This window comes from Pseudomonas atacamensis (genome assembly GCF_017167965.1).
Taxonomy (GTDB): Bacteria; Pseudomonadota; Gammaproteobacteria; order Pseudomonadales; family Pseudomonadaceae; genus Aquipseudomonas; species Aquipseudomonas atacamensis.
This window is the reverse complement of the sequence record NZ_CP070503.1, coordinates 2,761,780-2,781,382: the sequence shown is the minus strand read 5'-3', so window position 1 is coordinate 2,781,382 and position 19,603 is coordinate 2,761,780. Positions and strand designations below refer to the sequence as shown.

17 protein-coding genes and 2 pseudogenes are annotated in these 19,603 nt (G+C 56.5%); 15 read left to right on the top strand and 4 right to left on the bottom strand.

The window, feature by feature from the left end:
* Positions 1–68: 68 nt before the first annotated feature.
* From tssI to JWU58_RS12725, 9 genes and pseudogenes are all read left to right on the top strand, one after another.
* Positions 69–1,574, top strand: a pseudogene (gene tssI, locus JWU58_RS12755) (type VI secretion system tip protein TssI/VgrG); the annotation flags it as partial.
* Positions 1,565–2,431, top strand: a complete 867-nt coding sequence (locus JWU58_RS12750; protein ID WP_122611354.1) for a DUF4123 domain-containing protein — start codon at positions 1,565–1,567, stop codon at positions 2,429–2,431. The pseudogene tssI and the gene JWU58_RS12750, both read left to right, overlap by 10 nt.
* 33 nt (positions 2,432–2,464) lie before the next feature.
* Positions 2,465–4,714, top strand: coding sequence for a hypothetical protein (locus tag JWU58_RS12745; protein WP_241196163.1), 2,250 nt, complete (start codon positions 2,465–2,467; stop codon positions 4,712–4,714).
* 38 nt (positions 4,715–4,752) lie between these two features.
* The gene (locus JWU58_RS27285) at positions 4,753–5,772 is read left to right on the top strand and encodes a hypothetical protein (RefSeq protein ID WP_241196162.1); all 1,020 of its coding nucleotides are present in this window, start codon (positions 4,753–4,755) and stop codon (positions 5,770–5,772) included.
* A gap of 4 nt (positions 5,773–5,776) precedes the next feature.
* Positions 5,777–6,751, top strand: a complete 975-nt coding sequence (locus JWU58_RS12740) for a tetratricopeptide repeat protein (RefSeq protein ID WP_110645398.1) — start codon at positions 5,777–5,779, stop codon at positions 6,749–6,751.
* Between the two features lie 6 nt (positions 6,752–6,757).
* A complete protein-coding gene (locus JWU58_RS27280; RefSeq protein WP_241196161.1) occupies positions 6,758–7,507 on the top strand; it encodes an SEL1-like repeat protein in 750 nt (249 codons plus the stop codon).
* The gene (locus JWU58_RS27275) at positions 7,504–7,896 is read left to right on the top strand and encodes a sel1 repeat family protein (protein ID WP_241196160.1); all 393 of its coding nucleotides are present in this window, start codon (positions 7,504–7,506) and stop codon (positions 7,894–7,896) included. Before JWU58_RS27280 ends, JWU58_RS27275 begins: the two co-directional genes overlap by 4 nt.
* Positions 7,897–8,166: 270 nt before the next feature.
* The gene (locus JWU58_RS12730; RefSeq protein ID WP_123442378.1) at positions 8,167–8,436 is read left to right on the top strand and encodes a DUF2790 domain-containing protein; all 270 of its coding nucleotides are present in this window, start codon (positions 8,167–8,169) and stop codon (positions 8,434–8,436) included.
* A 90-nt stretch (positions 8,437–8,526) separates the two neighbouring features.
* The gene (locus JWU58_RS12725) at positions 8,527–8,925 is read left to right on the top strand and encodes a hypothetical protein (RefSeq protein ID WP_122746120.1); all 399 of its coding nucleotides are present in this window, start codon (positions 8,527–8,529) and stop codon (positions 8,923–8,925) included.
* Here the strand turns inward: JWU58_RS12725 and JWU58_RS12720 are convergent.
* Positions 8,922–9,191 carry a DUF1652 domain-containing protein gene (locus JWU58_RS12720; RefSeq protein ID WP_123442377.1) on the bottom strand — a complete coding sequence of 90 codons (270 nt, stop codon included), beginning with the start codon at positions 9,189–9,191 and terminating at the stop codon, positions 8,922–8,924. The genes JWU58_RS12725 and JWU58_RS12720 overlap by 4 nt on opposite strands.
* A gap of 369 nt (positions 9,192–9,560) precedes the next feature.
* On the opposite strand from JWU58_RS12720, the gene eco reads away from it, so the two are divergent.
* Entirely contained in the window at positions 9,561–10,046 is a 486-nt protein-coding gene (eco, locus tag JWU58_RS12715; RefSeq protein ID WP_016774886.1) for a serine protease inhibitor ecotin, read from the top strand.
* Between the two features lie 36 nt (positions 10,047–10,082).
* On the opposite strand, the pseudogene ilvA reads toward eco, so the two are convergent.
* Positions 10,083–11,072: pseudogene (gene ilvA, locus JWU58_RS12710) on the bottom strand (threonine ammonia-lyase, biosynthetic); the annotation flags it as partial.
* 286 nt (positions 11,073–11,358) lie between these two features.
* Here ilvA and JWU58_RS12705 point away from each other — a divergent pair.
* Together JWU58_RS12705 and pncA are read left to right on the top strand one after the other, a co-directional pair.
* Complete coding sequence (locus JWU58_RS12705; RefSeq protein ID WP_159894620.1) at positions 11,359–11,526, top strand: hypothetical protein; 168 nt, start codon at positions 11,359–11,361, stop codon at positions 11,524–11,526.
* Between the two features lie 50 nt (positions 11,527–11,576).
* Positions 11,577–12,203 carry a bifunctional nicotinamidase/pyrazinamidase gene (gene pncA / locus JWU58_RS12700; RefSeq protein WP_206422179.1) on the top strand — a complete coding sequence of 209 codons (627 nt, stop codon included), beginning with the start codon at positions 11,577–11,579 and terminating at the stop codon, positions 12,201–12,203.
* A 5-nt stretch (positions 12,204–12,208) separates the two neighbouring features.
* Here the strand turns inward: pncA and JWU58_RS12695 are convergent, their stop codons facing one another.
* Positions 12,209–13,510 carry an ATP-binding protein gene (locus JWU58_RS12695; RefSeq protein ID WP_123442375.1) on the bottom strand — a complete coding sequence of 434 codons (1,302 nt, stop codon included), beginning with the start codon at positions 13,508–13,510 and terminating at the stop codon, positions 12,209–12,211.
* Positions 13,511–13,514: 4 nt separating this feature from the next.
* Positions 13,515–14,216, bottom strand: coding sequence for a response regulator (locus tag JWU58_RS12690; RefSeq protein ID WP_016774890.1), 702 nt, complete (start codon positions 14,214–14,216; stop codon positions 13,515–13,517).
* 254 nt (positions 14,217–14,470) lie between these two features.
* On the opposite strand from JWU58_RS12690, the gene JWU58_RS12685 reads away from it, so the two are divergent.
* The 3 genes from JWU58_RS12685 to JWU58_RS12675 all read left to right on the top strand — a co-directional run bounded on the left by JWU58_RS12685 (position 14,471) and on the right by JWU58_RS12675 (position 19,538).
* Positions 14,471–15,628, top strand: coding sequence for an efflux RND transporter periplasmic adaptor subunit (locus tag JWU58_RS12685; RefSeq protein ID WP_123442374.1), 1,158 nt, complete (start codon positions 14,471–14,473; stop codon positions 15,626–15,628).
* Positions 15,629–15,643: 15 nt separating this feature from the next.
* Positions 15,644–18,742 (top strand): efflux RND transporter permease subunit, encoded by a 3,099-nt coding sequence (locus JWU58_RS12680; RefSeq protein ID WP_123442373.1) that lies wholly within the window; start codon positions 15,644–15,646, stop codon positions 18,740–18,742.
* 154 nt (positions 18,743–18,896) lie between these two features.
* Positions 18,897–19,538, top strand: coding sequence for a DUF1345 domain-containing protein (locus tag JWU58_RS12675; RefSeq protein WP_123442354.1), 642 nt, complete (start codon positions 18,897–18,899; stop codon positions 19,536–19,538).
* Positions 19,539–19,603: the final 65 nt, after the last annotated feature.

Genomic DNA, 19,603 nt, shown 5'->3' with positions numbered 1-19,603 from the left:
ACGTTTCTATATGCACTTTAATGGTGAACATCTTAGAGGACACGCACTGGCAAAAAAGATGGAGCTTAAATCGAATCGCGTTCCGCAAACTGAAGCCGGTCAGCTACCAGCAGGACTCCGGCATGGCCGCCGAGAAACCGGTGATCAAGCGCTTCAACCTGCGCCTGGAAACCCGCACCACCCGCGTCAGCCGTCGCGACTACGATTTCGAAAAACCCAAGCTGCTGCCCGAAGGCGCGGTCAAATCCGAATTCGCCCCGGACCTGGAAGACTACGATTACCCCGGCCGCTTCACCACCCGCGAGCGCGGCAAGTTCCTCTCGACCCGCGCCCTCGAACGCCATCGCAGCGACTACAAACTCGCCGAAGGCAAAGGTGATGATCCGACCCTCACCAGCGGCCATTTCCTCACGCTCGCCGAACACCCGCGCGCCGAGTGGAACGACCTCTGGCTGCTGCTGGAAGTCTTCCACGAAGGCAAACAACCGCAAGTGCTCGGCGAAAACGTCACCAGCGACGTCACCGACAACAAGAGCGATTTCCACCAGGGCTACCGCAACAGCTTCCTCGCCACGCCGTGGGACGCACACTACCGCCCTGCCCTCGAACACCCGAAACCGAAAGTCCTCGGCAGCCAGACCGCCGTCGTTACGGGTCCTGCCGGTGAAGAGATCCACTGCGACCAGTACGGCCGCATCAAGGTGCAATTCCACTGGGACCGCGACGGCCAGTCCGACGACAAAACCACCTGCTGGATGCGCGTCGCCAACGGCTGGGCCGGCGCAGCTTACGGCGGCATTGCCATCCCGCGCATCGGCATGGAAGTCCTCGTCACCTTCCTCGAAGGCGACCCCGACCAGCCCCTCGTCACCGGCTGCCTGTACCACAAGGAAAACGTCGTCCCCTACGACCTGCCGGCCAACAAGACCCGCAGCACCTTCAAAACCCTCAGCTCCCCGGGCGGCAAGGGCTACAACGAATTCCGCATCGAAGACAAGAAAGGCGCTGAACAGATCTACATCCACGCCCAGCGCGACTGGGACGAAAACATCGAACACGACCAGAAAATCCGCGTCGGCAACGAACGGCATGACACCGTTGAAGCCAATGTGCTCAGCGAGTTCAAGGTCGAAGAACATCGGATCACCCATCTGGACCGAATCAGCGAAATGCGCGCGGATGATCACCTGACGGTGGGTGTGACGCAGCATGTGAAGGTTGGGACGGGGCAGTTTGTTGAGGCTGGCAACGAAATTCATTATTACGCCGGCCAGAGAGCCGTGGTCGAAGGCGCCATGGAACTGACCGCCAAGGCTGGCGGCAGCTTCGTCAAGGTCGATGCGGGTGGCGTGACCATCAGCGGCGCTGAGGTGAAGGTCAATACCGGCGGCTCGCCCGGGGTGGGCACGCCGGCGGCGCCGTTGTTGCCGGGGCCGATGAAGGTTGTGGATGCGGATAAGGCGGGGAAAGTCCCTGTCCCGCTGCCCAAACGTCTGAATGAGTCTGGAATAACGCCGTTGTGCGGCAAGCAAAGCAACGGCGCCTGCAGCCGTAAGGATTGCACATGCATGTGAAAGCGCTCAGCGCACTCCTCGAAGCTCCACGCCATGGGTTCGTTGATTTACCGAGAGAAAGCTCTGAATCAACAGTGTGTTTCATTATTGACCCGGTTCGACAGCCTGACGCGATGAGCCGCCTTTATCGTGTTGGCGAACCGGTGGTAGATGCACAGAGCCTGTTCCTCAAAACCGCCTTCGCTGAGATCGCCGCTGACGGTCCGCTCTGGATCACCGCGCCGTGGGGCAGTCGCCTTGCGGCCGAGGCAGCAAAGCTGTGCGAGGAAAATTTCTCTGGCATTGCCATTACCACAGCTGATTCTGACAAAGCGCTCGCCCATGCGCGCTGGCTCTTGCGCGCTAATGATGGCTCTGGCGGACAAAGCCTGCTGAGCTACCACAAGCCAAGCCTGTGGGCCGCGCTGGCCTATACCGCTGGCGACAACTCCCATCAGCTGTTCGGCCCTTGGCAGCACGTATACAGCCCAGCGCCGGTTCATTTTGGGCGCAATAAAGGTCCATGGCTCAGTTGGCGCGCCGTCTCGGAAGTCGAATGGCTGGGCGATACTTCAGTGTTCAGCCTGCCGCCATCCGCGGCGAACGTTCAAGAGCATTTGGGTTGGATTTATTGGGCAGATGAACATCACGCAGATTACGGCGAGCCGAGCGATGAGCATCTGCCCAACCTTGTGGCAAACCTCAATGTGCTGGTTGCCCACAATATTTACGAAGGCCGTCACTTGCTGAAGCTGGGGTCAATCACAAATGGCCCACTGCTTGAAACACAGCCACAGGCAATGGCCATCCTGCAATCCAGGGAAGAGTCGTTCATCAAAGTACAGCAGCTGCAGCAACTCACCACCAGCGTTGCTTGATGAACCCGTCCGTTAAGAATGAATGGAAGCGAAATGGATACTGAAATCTCAGAAGCAACAAAGGTAGATCGCGACAGCTCTGCGGCAACTGCCTCAGCCCCGTCGACACCGGTTGAAACGAAACCTGCCTTGGAGCTTGATCCTCAGCCTGTAATGCCTGCCAGTTGCCCCAACGCGTTCGACAAAGTGGAAACGGCTTGCTCGACAAGTTATGGCGAGGTGATCTACGCAACCAAGGAAAGAATGTTCTATCTGCTGCCTGAACGCGCTGCAAGCTCGATCAAAGAAGCGATGAATGAACTTGAGCAACATATCAGCGCAAGCAAGTCTCCTGAGGAACGTTTAAAGGGGATGAACACCGCGGGGTTGCTCGAGTACTTCCTCGAACCCAAGTTGTCAAACTTCCTGCAAGGTGAACAGAAAAGCCGAATGCTGGAAATCGAAGCTCAGGAGCCGGATATTGCGCAGCCAACCATGGCCATGCGCTTGAAATCCGTGAGCCGTGACGCCCGAAATTCAGCGGCGCTGGAGAAGTTGCCGGATCAGAGTGAGTACGCACGGAACCGGGCACTGGCCGGTCAGCAACAGGCTAGCCTGCTTGAGGCCAACTCCGAGGGGCAAAAGCTGCAACGACTCTACAACGAGTGGAAGAAGCTGAAGGCTGTAGCAATAGAGCAAGCCAAGATAGCTGGCTATATCTATGAAAGTGGCAACCTGTTTTCGCCCGGTGCTCTTGAGGCTAGAACTCGTGTTCAGACCTATCTGAAAGCCCGTGCGGCACTCACAGCCAGCGGCAAGCTGACTACTCTCAAAGAAGAAGATTTCAAGAAGAACAAGAAGGCGTATCTGGACGCCACAAACTGTGTGATCGATGGCAAGGCCCGGATGTGCGGTTATTTGAACGATGTGGCCAACGAACGCAAAAAAATCGAAAAAGACTTTGCTGCCTATATCGATTCGATTTTGAAAGTCGCCGACTATGGCTTGGCACTTCCTGAGTTTGCCCTCATTCCTGACACAGGCGAAATCAGCGCAGGTATCGAGAAATTCAAATCATATCTCGAGATGGAACAGCGGCAGGTCAAACTGGCTGAACAAATCCGCACCAAATACAAAGCCTGGATTGACGCCAGCGGCCAAAACGTAGCGGCACCAGCGGGCATCGTGCAGGCTGAAAAAACCGAGTGGCAGCGCATTCAACAAGAGCGCATGAAGCTTCGCGATGATGCAGAAGCCGCTGTAGCCGCAGCCCTACCACTGCGCCATCTGTTGTGGGAGCCAGAGCAATTTCAGCCGAAACCGGAAGAGCGCCTGGTCAAGGCTGGCTTTCCGTTGCGCGAAGTGGCGCTTTTCAATAGCCCCAACAGTCCGGTCAAGCATTTGAGTCTGCTTAATCTGGAAGGCATTGAAAAAGCCTTGAAAAAAGACGTAAGCGCGCTCGGTGCTACTGCAAGCAAAGACCTGCAGAAACTTCCCGGCAACAGCAACGGGAAAGCGCAAACTGACACAGACGATAACCCTTTCCATGAATGGCTACGCCTCGAAGGCGCGATGGCCATCAAGGATCAGGAAAGCAACTGGTTCGATGAAAAAGGCTGGTTCGATGTAGAACTCTTCCATTCCTATCTCAAGTCGAAAAAACTGACAGTGGATACTATTGAGGACGCAGGCGCCCGCAAAGACTGGGGGCTGCGCCTTCGGCAGCTGCTGTTCAAAGAAGAAGTTCGAAGTTCGTTGCGCCTGTTCGATAACAGTCCTCAAGCACAATTGGTTCGTTGCCTCACGCCACCACAGTCCTCCATCCACACTGGAACCAAGGTCACTGGTCCGAGCTTCAGCGTCACCGATAACTTCAAGGCCTCTGCCAAAGCCGAAGCCAGCCTTGGGATTGACTTGGCACGCGGTGAAGTTGAGTTGATGAAGATGGATCTGCCGGGTAAAGATCAAGCAAAAGACATCCTGATCCCGTACCTGGATTACGAGAAAAACCGCAAAAACCTGAATCTCGGCAGGTTTTCGATCCATTTGGGCGCTAGAGCGTGGGGCTACACAGGCGCTACCCTCCTCCTCTCCTCCAGCGTGCAGTTGGGACGTGCAAACGTACAAGGCGGCCTCAATCTTCCGGAAATCACCGATGCAAAACGTCCGGAGACCACCAATGCCGTAGCAACTACAACTAGAAGCGAACCTGTTCTGGCGGGCGACGCGCGAAAGTACGGGTTGAAGATGGGGCTAAAGCCCAATTCAATCTCTTTGCAGGAGTTCAGGCTGGGATTCTACTGACAGGCGCCTTGAACTGGGCTCCGCCGAAAGATATCGCTGTGTTGCGCACCGCCCCTTCGCCCGGCATGGCGAACACCGTCAACAACGCGAAAGCTAGCCAATGGGCGAGCCTGGCCAGACTCACAGCAGGCTTTACTGCCGCGTATGGGCTGGGTACTACGGCAGATATTGGGATCTCCTTGCATGAAGGCCGCTTCATCATGCGGTTCAAGGCTTCCGTCATCGTCGGCGCTGGCGTCGGCGGCGAATTTCAATTTGAAGTAGGCTATGACGGTGTTACTGACTTGATTAACTTGCTGCGACGGGAAATGCATAAAAATCAGGATAAATCGCTAATTTTTGTGACGGACGAAGCCGCCGACTACATCGACAAACTAAACTTTCTTGGCGCTGCCGGGATGGAAGTGGCGATGACTTACATGCAAGGCGTTGATATGGTGATGTCGTTATATGAGGCGTTAACCGGGGGCGGCAGAGGAGCAATTATCGCTCATACGATTATGAATTATCATAATCAAGCTGAGTTAGACCAATGGATCTTGGCAGCGACTCCAGGTGCGCTTGGCCCAATGTTGATGACATTGATTTCCGCGCCGGAGAAATTCAAGATTTCGGAATATGGAGCGCCTAGTGCAAGCTCTAAAGCCACAGAAAAGTCTTATACAAAAGACCAGTGTCAACTGCTTCAGCAGCAGGCTGTTGAGCGCATACTAGGATTGATTGTCCGCCAAGCGGAAAAGCAAGGAACAATAACCCTTGCCCAAGCACAATTTGAAGAAGCATGCATGAGCATGAATCGGTTCGGAACCAAAGCCGCAGACGAAGCAGAACAGCTATATTGCGAGAATCGACTGCATATGGACAATTTCATGTCAGAAGCAATTCTGCGACTGCACGACGATGCGAACGACGAAATGCGTGCCCGGTATAAAGCGCACGTGAACCTTTTAGGCGCGAACCTAGATGGCTTTTGTCACAGAACCCGATACTACGGACAAACTTTTGTTCCTGGCGGAAAAGCAAAATATGTCCCTCCAGCTACATACATCAAGGGATAAAAAAATGTCGCGCACACTTATATATATAGCAACCGCAATTGCAACCCTCTTATCAAACAATGTACTTGCCGAGCTTACACCAACTCAGCAGGCCGCAAAAACTCGTGGGATAATGCTTTTCAATCAATACAAACCAGCAGAACTGGAACTTCGCATAGCAGCCGAAGCGGGCGATGCGGAAGCACAATTCTATTTAGCTGACGAGCTTCGTCAAAAAAAACAAGGAATGACTGTCGAAGCGCAAAAATGGTACGAGGCATCAGCATCACAGGGTGATTATTATGCGATGTTTAAACTCGCCACCGTATCGGAAGACCTGTGCTCGGTTGTCAACCAATGTCCTGCTAGTAGTAAAAAACCAAGTGACTGGCTAGATTTATTGATAAAAACTGCTACGCCTCGCGCTTTGGGTGGCGACGGCGAAGCGATGGCTGTGCTTTACAACGCGACTGCAGAGTTGGATTGGTTGCAGAAATCAGCAGCGGCTGGATATGCGCCGTCACAGTGGTTGCTCGCTAATCGTTACGCCGAGGGGGAAGGCACATTTTTGCTACCTTGGAAAAGAAAGAGTGCCGAGGAGGAGTTGCTAAAGGCTGCTTCGGAAGGAGGTTACCCTCCTGCAATGATCGAATATATTTCGATTCTTTCCCAGCGAAATGATCTGGCAGGTGTTCGGCATTGGTGGGAAGAAGCGGCGAAAACCGGTTATCAAAATGCCGTCGCAACCTATGGTGCATATCTTTCCCACACGCCCGACAAAGTTGGCTACCCCGTCGATTTGATCAAGGGCTACGCACTGGTCTCTTTGCTTAAAGAATTGGATGGCGGTGGAAACGTTCAAGTCTATGTGGAAGGGAAGCTTCCTAAAATTGCTGCAAAAATGACATCGAACCAGATTGAGGAAGCGGAAAAATATGCAATTGAGTGGAAGGCCACCCACCCGCCCCTTTCTTTCTTTCCAAGGAAATTAGGTTTTTAATTAGTAATGAAGCAGAATGCAAGAAATAACCGGTACGAGGCTAATCTTCCCCAATTAGAACAATCGACAGCCTTGTCGTCCGCGCTCTGCCGTATCGTTTTCAAAAGTTTCACAAAGACCGATATACCAGCTAAACAACTGCAACCGAGAAACAACTTAGCACTTACACTACCAAAAGTGATCACCACTACGCTTATTTTATTAACGTTAGCGTCGCCCCAGTCACTGGCGCTTACGAACGAACAATCTCAGGCAAAAATCAAGGGCATTGAACTATACAATCAACACAAAGCCATCTCCGCAATTGAAACATTACAAATAGCAGCCGAAGGCGGTGATGATGAAGCACTTTACTATTTGGGTGAATCTATAAGAAAAAACAACAGATACATGGCTCAAGAAGCGCGAAAGGCTTACGAGGAATCAGCAAAAAAAGGCAATATTTACTCTATGATTCGGCTCGGCGGCGCGGATCAAGATTTGTGCGTAACTATGAATAATTGTTCTTCCTCTGAGCAATCGACTAAAGATTGGATGAACAAAGCCAAAACCCTTGCTACAGATCAGGCATCTCATGGTGACGCTGAGTCGATGTACCTACTATGGGAGATAACAGGAAACGATGAATGGCTTGAAAAGTCCGCAGAAAAAGGTTTTGCATTAGCGCAATTTCGTTTAGCGACCAAGTATCAAGAGGGGGGGGAGGCATGTTCCTACTACCCTCTAGCAGATCAGATGAAATCGAAAAATGGATGAAAGCCGCTGCAGAGAATGGTTATCCACCAGCCATGATGGGATTTGCCGCTACCAGGATTGAAAAAGCCGATTTGTCATCATTTAGAAAATGGAATGAAAAAGCTGCAGCCTCAGGCTATGCATCTGCAGTTTTTGGTTACGCGTCATATATTGGCGAAGCTGAACCAAAATACGGATTCCAATCAGACCCGGTAAAGTCATACGCACTATTGTCGAATCTACTGGAGCTTGATGGTGGTGGAAACGTAATAAACAACGTTAACGACGTATTGCCGGAAGTAGAAAAAAAGCTGTCAAAAGAGCAATTAGAAAAAGCAAAAGAACTCGCAAAAACGTGGAAGGCCACTCACCCACCGCTCTCGTTTTTTCCAGATAAGTTAGGGTACTGAAATTTAGCAGTACAGCCTTATCATTAATTTTTTTCGAGCACGTCAAAGCCCGTACCCTAATGATTCATATCGCAAACGACAAATGCCCGAGACAAGGGAAAAGCAACCGTAAATAACTCAGCTCATGTTCAAATCGGTTAACTCAGCCTTAACGCCACAGTCAGAGACTCCATATCACCGCACACCCTCAGCTCTCCCCCGCTGACGTCCAGTGCGGCAGGCTCGTTCGGCTTCGTGCCGGGCGCCTATCCGTTACGCTGGAGTCCTCTCATGAACATTCGTCCCTTCCTGCTCACCGCCACCCTCGCCTGCTGCTCATACGCCGCACTGGCCCAAGCCAACGACACCTCCGCCACATCGAATCAAACACCCTACCAATACGGCATGCCACTACACGTGGCGAAGGTACTTTCGCTAACCGAACCGCCGACCTTCGAGTGCAAAGTCATCACCGCCGACATGAAATACATCGACAACACCGGCAAGCCCGCACAAATCAGTTACAGGAAATTATCTGACGCATGCCGTCAGCAGAACTGACAGACGCTTCTGATTTTCCGGTTCGCCATAGGCGTGGGGTGGCTTCGGCGGTTATGCTCGGGGCCTTCCCTACTGCCGCAAGGACTGGCCATGCAGTTGTCGTTCCGCACGTTGTCGAGCTTCACTTCAATCCTGTGTTTTTTGCTGGCGCTGGTCTGGGGATTTTTTCCGGAGGTGTTGCTGGCGATCTGGAGTATTGGCTATTCGGAAGGCACTGGCGTAGTCGCAAGGCGCAGCGCGGTGCTGTTTGCGGCGTTGGGGGTGATGTTTTATTTGCTGCGCAATGCTCCGCCGTCAGCGGCACGCAGTGCGCTGAGCAATGGTTTTATCGTCGGCTGTTTCGGTTTGGCGGCGTTGGGTTTTGGCGAATGGCTCAATGGCCATGCCGGCCCCGGGATTTTGCTCGCGGTGCTGGTCGAGTTCGCGCTGGGCCTAGGTTTCGTGCAGGCCCGGCGCGTGACGGTCGAACTGGGTGAAACGGTGGGTTAAACGGCTCGAGAACGAGCGCTGGTGTGATGTGTCGTGGTTTGCTGCGCGAGGTCGGAACGCAGGCCAGCGACCAGGTTGTTGATTTCACGGCAGCTGTTCAGGCGGCTGGCGTCGATTCCACTGACGTAGAGATCGGCCTCGTCGGTCCGATGGTCGCCAAATACTTTGACGGACATCGACAAGTCGGGTGACAGCGTGCACCGGCAGCGTTTCGGCAGGAAGCTGCTTTCAATGATATTGCGTAATTCCAAGGCAGATAAAAACATGGCGAACCCTCTCCTTTCTGTGCGATTGCCAATCAAGTATTCACGCTGACCCTTTGCTGCGCCTTCACGGGTGTGCCCCCGCTGTTTCCTTGGTGCGGCAAATGGTGGTACTGCGAAATGCCCATTGGAGTGTAGGCGTCCAAATCCGGTGCGCCTCACCGGAAGAACGCATAAAACGTGCCTTTGATCGGTTCGTTTGGCGCCCTGCAAAATCAAGCACTTGGAAAGATGGCCAGTATCCTGCTATTTGCAAAATGCATGAACCGACCGCCCATCCACTGCAATCTGCAATCTCCGGCCGAATTTGCTTTCGAAGACCATGACGGCAAGAATGTCTCCCATTGCAATTCAACTCGCACGGAGGCTTCCATGAATTCCTTACGCATTTGCGCGATCACTGGGCTGTTAATCGCCAACCTTTCCACCCTCGCCCACGCCGCCAAGCTCGAAGACGTGGCGCCGTATCCCAAAGCCGAAGCCGGGTTTACCCGTCAGGTCATCCATCTGCCGAAACAAGAGCAGGAAGAGAATTTCCAGGTTGAAATTCTCGCTGGCAAAACTCTGGAGGTGGATTGCAACCGTCAACGTCTGGGCGGTGTGCTCGATGAAAAGAACCTGCAAGGCTGGGGCTATCCGTTCTATCGCCTGGAAAAGGTCATCGGCCCAATGAGCACGATGATGGCCTGCCCGCCCGGCAGTCAGAAAAAACGTGCTTTCGTTCCGGTCGTCGGCGACGGCTTCATGTTGCGTTACAACAGCAAATTGCCGGTTGTGGTGTACGCGCCGTCGGACGTCGAAGTGCGTTATCGCATCTGGTCGGCGTCGGACAAAGTCGGCACCGCCCTGCAGGAATAACCCGAGCGCTTGTTACGCCGGCACGCCGCAAGCAGCGGCGCGCTCGGCGACATGGCGCAGGCTGTCGAAGTTGATGTTGGCCCCGGAGTCGATGGCGACGAATGTCTGATCGCGAACGCCGCTGCGCGCTACGTACTGCTTGATCCCCGCCACGGCCAGCGCACCTGAAGGTTCAGTGATCGAACGGGTATCGTCGTAGATATTCTTGATCGCGGCGCAGAGCTCGTCATTGCTGACCGTGATTACCTCATCTACACAAAAACGGCAAACCTCAAAGCCATACGCGCCGATCTGCGCCACCGCTACGCCATCGGCAAAGGTACCGACGCTTGGTAGAACCACCCGCTCGTCCGCGCGCAATGCGGCTTGTAGACAGGCCGAATGTTCGGATTCGACGCCAATGATCCGCACTTCCGGGCGCAGGTATTTGATGTAGGCCGCGATACCGGCGATCAAACCTCCGCCGCCGACCGGGATAAAGATCGCATCCAGCGCGCCTTGATGCTGGCGCAGGATTTCCATTGCCACGGTGCCTTGGCCGGCGATCACGTCAGGATCATCGAAGGGTGAAACGAACGTGCGTCCTGTCTCCTCGGCCAGTTGCAGCGCGTGGGCCAAGGCAAAGGGAAAACTCTCACCGTGCAGCAATGCTTCGGCACCGCGACTGCGCACCCCGAGCACTTTGAGCTCAGGGGTGGTAGACGGCATGACGATCGTCGCGCAGATGCCCAACTCCCGTGCCGCCAGCGCTACACCCTGCGCGTGATTACCCGCCGACGCAGTGATCACTCCCCGCGCTCGCTGCTCATCGCTCAGTTGCACGAGTCTGTTGTAAGCACCACGGATCTTGAAAGAGAACGTCGGTTGGAGATCTTCGCGCTTGAGCAGGACCCGATTGCCCAATGCTTGAGACATCGCTGGCGCAAGCTGCAATGGCGTGCGCACCGCAATGTCGTACACCGGTGCGGCCAGGATCTTTTTCACGTAATGCTCAAGCAGGGATTGCTGGTCGGGGCTGTGCGGCATGGTCGTCTCCTGACAGTTTTCAGAACCCCGGAGACAGAAAGTAAAAACCCGCCTCTAGGGCGGGTTGGGTGCTGCAGTCGTGAGCTAGCCCGCCAAATGAGGAATGGCGGTAATAATGCTTGGCTGGCAGCGCGATACGGTGAAAGTCATGGACTGGAAATTAGCCTGCCGTTGGATGACAAGTCAATGGCCCGCTGCAGAACTTTGAATCTTCCGCAGAACTGAACAGTCACTGCAAAGGAGAACAACAACTTCTGCTCCAAGCCGATGAAAGTGGAGATCGACCATGAATATCCGCCAAATGCTGTTCGCCGTCCCGCTGCTGGTCGCCGCCCTGTCCAGCCCTGCTGCTTTCGCCGTCGATGAAAGCGACGCCGTGAAAAAGCCCGAATGTCCGAAAGGCCAGGTGTGGGACAGTAAAACCCAGCAATGCGTGCTGCAGACCAGCGGCTGACAGAAGCCCTGCTAAACTGGCCGAGGTTTTATTCTCAGGAAGATTTCCCCGTGCCCATTTCGTCCCGCGCTGCATTGCTGGTCATCGATGTTCAAAACGACTTCATTCCCGGCGGCCAATTGCCGGTGCCTGAAGGTGAACAGATTGTGCCGCTGATCAACCGCCTCGCGAGCCAGTTCAGGCAAGTCGTGATTGCGCAGGACTGGCACCCGAGCGGGCATATCTCGTTTGCGTCCAGCCATCTTGGGCGCCAGCCCTACGATGTCATTGAGTTACCGTACGGCGCACAAACGTTGTGGCCCAATCACTGTGTGCAAGCCAGTGTCGGCGCCGAATTTCATCCGGAACTGGATCTACCGCACGCGCAATTGATCATCCGCAAGGGGTGCAATCCCGATATTGACAGCTACTCGGCTTTTCTCGAAGCGGATCGAAGCACCACCACCGGGCTCGCCGGCTATTTGAAAGAGCGCAGCATCGACACCGTTTACATGGTTGGCCTGGCGCTGGATTTCTGTGTGATGTTTTCGGCACTGGATGCGCGCGCGGCGGGTTTTAATGTCTGTGTGGTGCTGGATGGCTGTCGCGCGATTGATCTGGACGGTTCGCTGGCAGCCGCCATAGCGCGGATGCAAGAGGCCGGCGTCAGCCTGATTCAATCATCCGATGTCCGTTAGGATATTCAGGCCATGGCCGGCAACCACAGCCTGAATCGCGCCCCACCCAGCGGCGAACTTTCAACCGTCAAGGTACCGCCCTGCGCTTCCAGTGCGCGGCGGCTGATCGCCAAACCGAGGCCGAATCCGCCGGTCGCGCGATCACGGCTGCGGTCGAGCCGATAGAACGGTTCAAAGATCCGCTCGCGCTCGTCGTCGGGAATGCCGATGCCATCGTCGTCAACCCATATCTCACATCCGCCGGCAATCACCTGCACGCCAATCTGAATGCGCTTTTCGCAATAGCGCATGGCATTGCGCAACAGGTTCTGGATGGCCCGGGCGGTCAGGCGTGGATCCAGCGCGAAGCGTTCGAGTTGACCGTGCAGCAGAACGTCAATCACGATGTCTGGCGACTCCAGTTCTTCATCGACACTGCCGAGAATGCTGTCAATGAACTCGTCGAGCGACACCTCGATGCGCTCGGGCGATTGCGCCGGATTCTGCAAACGGCTGTAGGAAAGCAACTCCAGCACCAATTCATCCAGCTCACGAATATGCGCGACCAGGCTCTGCAAGCGCTCGCGGCTGGCGGCCGGCAAGTCTTCCGACAAGGCCAATGCCAGGCCGAAATCCAGACGCGTCAACGGCGTACGCAATTCATGGGAAACGGCGTTAAGCAGATCACGCTGCTGGTTGAGCAGGTTCTCGATATCGCCGGCCATGGTGTCGAACACGTTGGCGAGGCTGCCGATGTTCGAACTCGGGGCGATTCTGGTTCGCTCGCTCAAATGCCCCTTGCCGAAGCGTTCGGCAGTGCTCTTCAAACGTTCAAGATCGCGCCAGTGCGGGCGCAACCAGAGCAGCAGGCAGCCGAGCAACATGGCGCCGATCAGCACGTTGATGCTCCAGTACAAAAGATCGACGTCGACCGGATCGGGCGGCACGACCATGCGCACGGCCATGTCCGCATTCAGCGGAGTCACCGCCAATGTTCGCCAGCCCCAGTCGCCGATGCGCACAACGTTTTCACCACGGTGCAGACGCTCCTGCTCGATGGGAGTGAACACCGGGTCGTCGATTGGCGTCAGGACGATGTGCAGCGGCTGGAATTCCTTGTCCATCGCCGCTGCAATCTCCGGCCACTGCTCTTGCGGCGCGGCATGAAACTGCTTGGTGATCAGCGATTGCAGACCTCGGGAAAAGTCCAGGTTGTAGGTGACGAAGCGATCCCGGAAGGCCATGACCACCAGATCCGGCACCAGATAGATCGCCGCGCTATAGGAGACGATCGTCACCAGATACAGGCGAAACAGAATGCGAAACATCAGCTCAACATTCCCACTCGGAGCGGCTGAACAGATAGCCCTTGCCCCACACAGTCTTGATCTTGCGCGCCTCGCCGGCGTGATCATCGAACTTGCGCCGCAGCTTGGAAATCGCCACGTCCACCGAGCGGTCAGTACCATTGAACTCGATGCCGCGCAGCCGCTGCAGAATCTGATCGCGACTCAGCACTTCGCCGGCGTGCCGGGCCAGCACCACCAGCAAATTGTATTCGCCGCTGGACAGCTCAACCGCTTGATCACGCCAGGTCACGGTGCGCTCGGACAGGTCAATGCACAGATTGCCCATGACGATCCGGTCATTGACCGCCAACGGTTCGCCCAGGCTGCTGCGCCGCAACAAGGTACGCACCCGCGCCAGCAGCACCCGTGGCTCGCAGGGTTTGGTGACGTAATCGTCAGCGCCCATTTCCAGGCCCAGCACTTGATCATGGCTGTCATCGCGGGCCGTGAGCATGAGGATCGGCAGTGTCGCTGAATCGGCGCGCAGCAAGCGGCACACTTGTAAACCGTCGAGACCTGGCAGCATCAGATCGAGGATCACCAGATCCGGCGGACTGATCCGCGCCCGTTCGCGCACATGGTCGCCACGGCCGATGACGCTGACGGAATAACCGTTGCGCTCCAGGTAGCTGGAAATCAGTTCGGCGAGGGCGGTGTCGTCTTCGACCAGGAGGATGTTGGGCATGGGGTGTTCCAGAAAATGCTGGGGCGACAGTCAGGGCTCATTTCGCTCGCACATTGAAATGCGATCTCCTGTGGGAGCGAGCCTGCTCGCGAAAGCGATCGAACTGTCGCAATAAATTTCAAGGCCTGCAGGATATACGCCCTCACCCGCCACGGAGCAAAACCCTTACACAATTTCACACAGCAGCTACAAAGCTTCACCGCTAACCTCCCCGTCTGGCCGTAGGATGCGGCCTTCAATATTGGGGGTTGTACATGTCTGGAAAACTGCTGGCCTGGCTCGGCCTGATCGCATTGGCGCTGACGCTGAGCGCTTGTGATTCATCCTCGAACGCCGAAGAGCAGACGCCGCCGGCCACCGTGCGCGTAGAGACCATTAAAGCCGAGCCCCTGTCGATCAGCAGCGAACTGAGCGGGCGCATCGCCGCGCCACGGATTGCCGAAGTGCGTGCGCGAGTGGCGGGCGTGGTGTTGCAGCGCACCTATCGCGAAGGCAGCGACGTGAAAAAAGGCGATGTGCTGTTCCGCATCGACCCGGCGCCGTTCAAGGCCGATCTGGACAGTGCCGAAGCGGCGTTGCGCAAGGCCGAGGCCAACGCCTTTCAGGCGAAACTGCAAGAACAACGCTATGCGCAGTTGATCGAGGACCAGGCCATCAGCGGTCAGGACTACGACAACGCCCGCGCCGCTGCCCGGCAGACCGCCGCTGATGTCGCCGCCAGCAAGGCAGCGCTGGAACGGGCGAAACTGAACCTCGGTTATGCCACCGTGACCGCGCCGATTTCCGGCCGCATCGGCCGCGCGCTGGTCACCGAAGGTGCGCTGGTGGGACAGAACGAAACCACACCGCTGGCGCTGATTCAGCAGCTCAACCCGATCCATGCCGACCTCACGCAGTCGACTCGCGAGCTCAATGAACTGCGCCGGGCGTTCCGTTCCGGGCAGTTGCAAGAAGTCGGTCAGGACCAGGTCAAGGCCACACTGATTCAGGATGACGGCAGCCTGTATCCATTGCCTGGCAAGCTGCTGTTCAGCGACATCACCGTTGATCCGGGCACAGGCCAAATCATCCTGCGCAGTGAATTCCCCAATCCGGATCTCGACCTGCTGCCGGGCAGTTTCATCCGCGTACGCCTTGAACAGGCAACCATTCAGAACGGCATTACCGTGCCGCAACGCGCGGTGCAGCGTGACAGTGCCGGCATTGCCCAGGTGCTGACCGTCGATGAGCAGATGCGCGTGGCGCAGCAACCGGTGCAACTGGGTGCGGTGCAGAATAATCGCTGGATCGTCACCGGCGGCCTGAAGCCCGGCGACCGCATTGTCATCGAAGGCCTGCAACACGCCCGTCCCGGAGAAAAAGTACAGGTCGACGAAACCCCTCTTCCACTTGCCCAGACCACTGGTCAGTAAGCAGGACGCTCTTATATGCCGCAGTTCTTTATCGACCGCCCGGTGTTTGCCTGGGTGGTCGCCCTGTTCATCCTGTTGGCCGGTGCGCTGGCCATTCCGCAGTTGCCGGTCGCGCAATACCCGGACGTTGCACCGCCGCAGATCGAAATCTATGCCGTCTACCCAGGCGCCTCGGCGCAGACCGTCGATGAGAGCGTGGTCAGCCTGATCGAGGAAGAACTCAACGGTGCCGATCACCTGCTCTACTTCGAATCGCAAAGCAGCCTGGGCAGCGCGACGATCAAGGCGACGTTTCAGCCGGGCACCAACCCGGAACTGGCGCAGGTCGATGTGCAGAACCGTCTGAAGGTGGTCGAGTCGCGCCTGCCGCAAGCGGTCAATCAGCAAGGCTTGCAGGTGGAGAAGGTCTCTTCCGGTTTCCTCTTGCTGATCACTTTGACTTCCAGCGACGGCAAGCTCGATGACGTGGCCCTCAGCGATTATCTGGCGCGCAATGTGATGAACGAAATCAAGCGCCTGGACGGTGTCGGCAAGGCGCAGTTGTATGGTGCCGAGCGGGCGATGCGCATCTGGATCGATCCGCAGAAGCTCATCGCCTTCAACCTGACGCCGGCGGATGTCAACGAAGCCATCGTTGCGCAGAACGCCCAGGTTTCAGCGGGTAGCATCGGTGATCTGCCGTCGCCTTCCACGCAGGAAATCACTGCGACGATTCTGGTCAAAGGCCAGTTGTCGACGCCGCAGGAATTCGCCGACATCGTGCTCAAGGCCAATCGCGATGGCTCCACGGTGCGCATCGGTGATGTCGCGCGCGTGGAGATCGGCAGTCAGGAATATCAATTCGGCACACGCCTGAACGGCAAGCCGTCCACCGCCGTCGGCGTTCAGCTCTCTCCCGGCGCCAACGCACTGAACACCGCAACGCTGGTGCGGGCGAAGATGGATGAGCTGGCGCGCTACTTCCCGGCCGGCGTGGAGTACAAGATTCCGTACGACACCTCGCCCTTCGTCAAAGTCTCGATCACCAAAGTGATCTACACCCTTGGCGAAGCGATGCTGCTGGTGTTTGCGGTGATGTTCCTGTTCCTGCAAAACGTGCGCTACACGCTGATTCCGACACTGGTGGTGCCGGTGGCGTTGATGGGCACTTTCGCGACCATGCTGGCGCTGGGCTTCTCGATCAACGTGCTGACCATGTTCGGCATGGTGCTGGCCATCGGCATTCTGGTGGATGACGCCATCGTCGTGGTAGAGAACGTCGAGAGGATCATGGCCACCGACGGCCTGTCGCCCAAGGAAGCCACGCGCAAGGCGATGACGCAGATTACCGGCGCGATTATCGGCATCACTCTGGTGCTGGTCGCGGTGTTTATTCCGATGGCGTTCATGCAAGGCTCGGTCGGCGTGATCTACCAACAGTTCTCGCTGTCCATGGCCACGTCGATTCTGTTCTCGGCGTTTCTCGCCCTGACGTTGACGCCGGCGTTGTGCGCGACCTTGCTCAAGCCTGTTGCCAAGGGCGAGCATCACGAGAAGTCTGGCTTCTTTGGCTGGTTCAATCGTCGTTTCGAGCAACTGACCGATCGCTATCAGGGTTGGGTCAGCTATGCGCTCAAGCGCACTGGTCGCTACCTGATGATCTACGTAGTCCTGTTGATTGGACTTGGGTTCAGTTTCGCGCGCCTGCCCTCTTCGTTTCTGCCTACAGAAGATCAGGGCTACACCATTACCGATATCCAGCTGCCGCCGGGCGCGACCAAGAACCGCACCGTGCAAGTAGCCGAACAGCTCGAAGCGCACAACGCCGGTGAGCCGGGAATCAGTGACAGCGTAGTGATCCTGGGTTTCAGCTTCTCCGGTAGCGGGCAGAATGCGGCGCTGGCGTTTTCGACGCTCAAGGATTGGTCGGAACGTGGCAGTGACGATGCTGCCAGCTCGATTGCCGATCGCGCCAACGCGGCGTTGAGTCAGATCAAGGACGCCATGGCCTTCTCGGTGCTGCCACCGCCCGTGGATGGCCTCGGCACGTCCAGCGGTTTCGAGTTCCGTTTGCAGGATCGCGGTGGCCTGGGCCACGCGACGTTGATGCAGGCGCGTACGGAACTGCTCGCCGCCGCCGAGAAAAGTCCGGTATTGATGAACGTCCGTGAAAGCGCGCTGGCCGAAGCACCGCAAGTGCAACTGATCGTAGACCGCAAGCAGGCGAATGCCTTAGGCGTTTCGTTCGCCGACATCGGTAATGTGCTGTCCACTGCGGTGGGTTCCAGCTACATCAACGACTTCCCCAATCAGGGCCGCATGCAGCGCGTGGTCGTGCAAGCCGAAGGTGATCAGCGCAGTCAGGTGGGTGACTTGCTGAAAATGCACGTGCGCAACAACACCGGGAACATGGTGCCGCTGTCCGCATTCGTCCAGGCCACCTGGATTCAAGGCCCGGCGCAGTTGACTCGTTACAACGGCTATCCGGCGATTGCCATCTCTGGCGAACCGTCGGCGGGGCACAGCACCGGCGAAGCGATGGCGGAAATCGAGCGACTGGTAGCGCTGGGGCCGAAAGGTCTGGGTCAGGAATGGACCGGTCTGTCGTTGCAGGAACGCCTGTCAGGCAATCAGGCGCCTATGTTGCTCGGTTTGTCGCTTCTGGTGGTATTCCTGTGTCTGGCGGCGCTGTATGAGAGCTGGTCGATTCCGACGTCGGTACTGCTCGTCGTGCCGCTGGGTGTGCTCGGCGCGGTGCTGGCGGTGACAATGCGCGGGATGCCTAACGACGTGTTCTTCAAGGTTGGTCTCATCACCATCATCGGACTGTCGGCGAAGAACGCGATCCTCATTATCGAATTTGCCAAGAGCCTGTATGACGAAGGTCACGACCTGATCGATGCAACGTTGCAGGCTGCTCGCTTGCGCTTGCGGCCGATCGTGATGACCTCGCTGGCGTTCATTCTCGGCGTGGTGCCATTGGCCATCGCCACGGGTGCCAGCTCGGCGAGTCAGCAAGCGATCGGCACTGGCGTGATCGGCGGGATGATCACCGCTACGCTGGCAGTCATCTTCGTCCCCGTGTTCTTCGTCGTCGTCATGAAGCTCGTACAACGATTCACCAAACGACACTGATCTAATTGTAGGAGCTGCCGAAGGCTGCGATCTTTTGACTTTGCTTTTAGAAGATCAAAAGATCGTCCGATCGCGGCCCGAGCCTTCGGCAGCTCCTACAAAAGCCGTATCGCCTGCGCTATGGTGCGCTGACAGTTCACCAACGTGAGTCCCCATGCGCTTGCTCGCCCGCACCCACCCTCGCCTTTCCGCTGCCGCCGTGCTCGGCCTCGCCACCGGCCTGCTGGTTCCGGCCGACTCCATCGTCAGCAAAATCCTCATCGGCTGGAACGCCGGTGTCTGGACTTACCTGATCCTGATGTTCTGGCTGACCATACGCGCGAAGGCCCCGGATGTGCGTCGCATCGCCGAAGTCGAAGATGAGAACGCCGGACTGGTGCTGTTTGTGGTGTGCATCGCCGCATTGGCGAGCCTCGCCACCATCACCCTCGAACTGGCCGGCAGCAGAGATCTGGAAACCTCACGCAAACTGATGCACTACGGGTTCACAGCGCTGACGGTGACCGGCTCGTGGCTGCTGATAGGAGTGATCTTCTGCGTGCACTACGCAAGGTTGTTTTACACCTGGAACGGCAAAGAGCCGGCGCTGCGTTTCGCCGAAGGGCTGACCACTCCCAATTACTGGGACTTTCTGTACTTTTCATTCACCATCGGTGTTGCCGTGCAGACGGCCGATGTTGGGGTTGCAACTCGAGATATTCGGAAAATCGTGCTGGCGCAGTCGTTGATAGGGTTTGTTTTCAATACAGCAATTCTAGGATTTTCAATCAATATCGCTGCTGGATTGTTCGGTTGAGCTACAGCGGAGCGTTTGCGACACAAAAAATGCCCCGGCATCGCCAGGGCACTTGAATGACATGT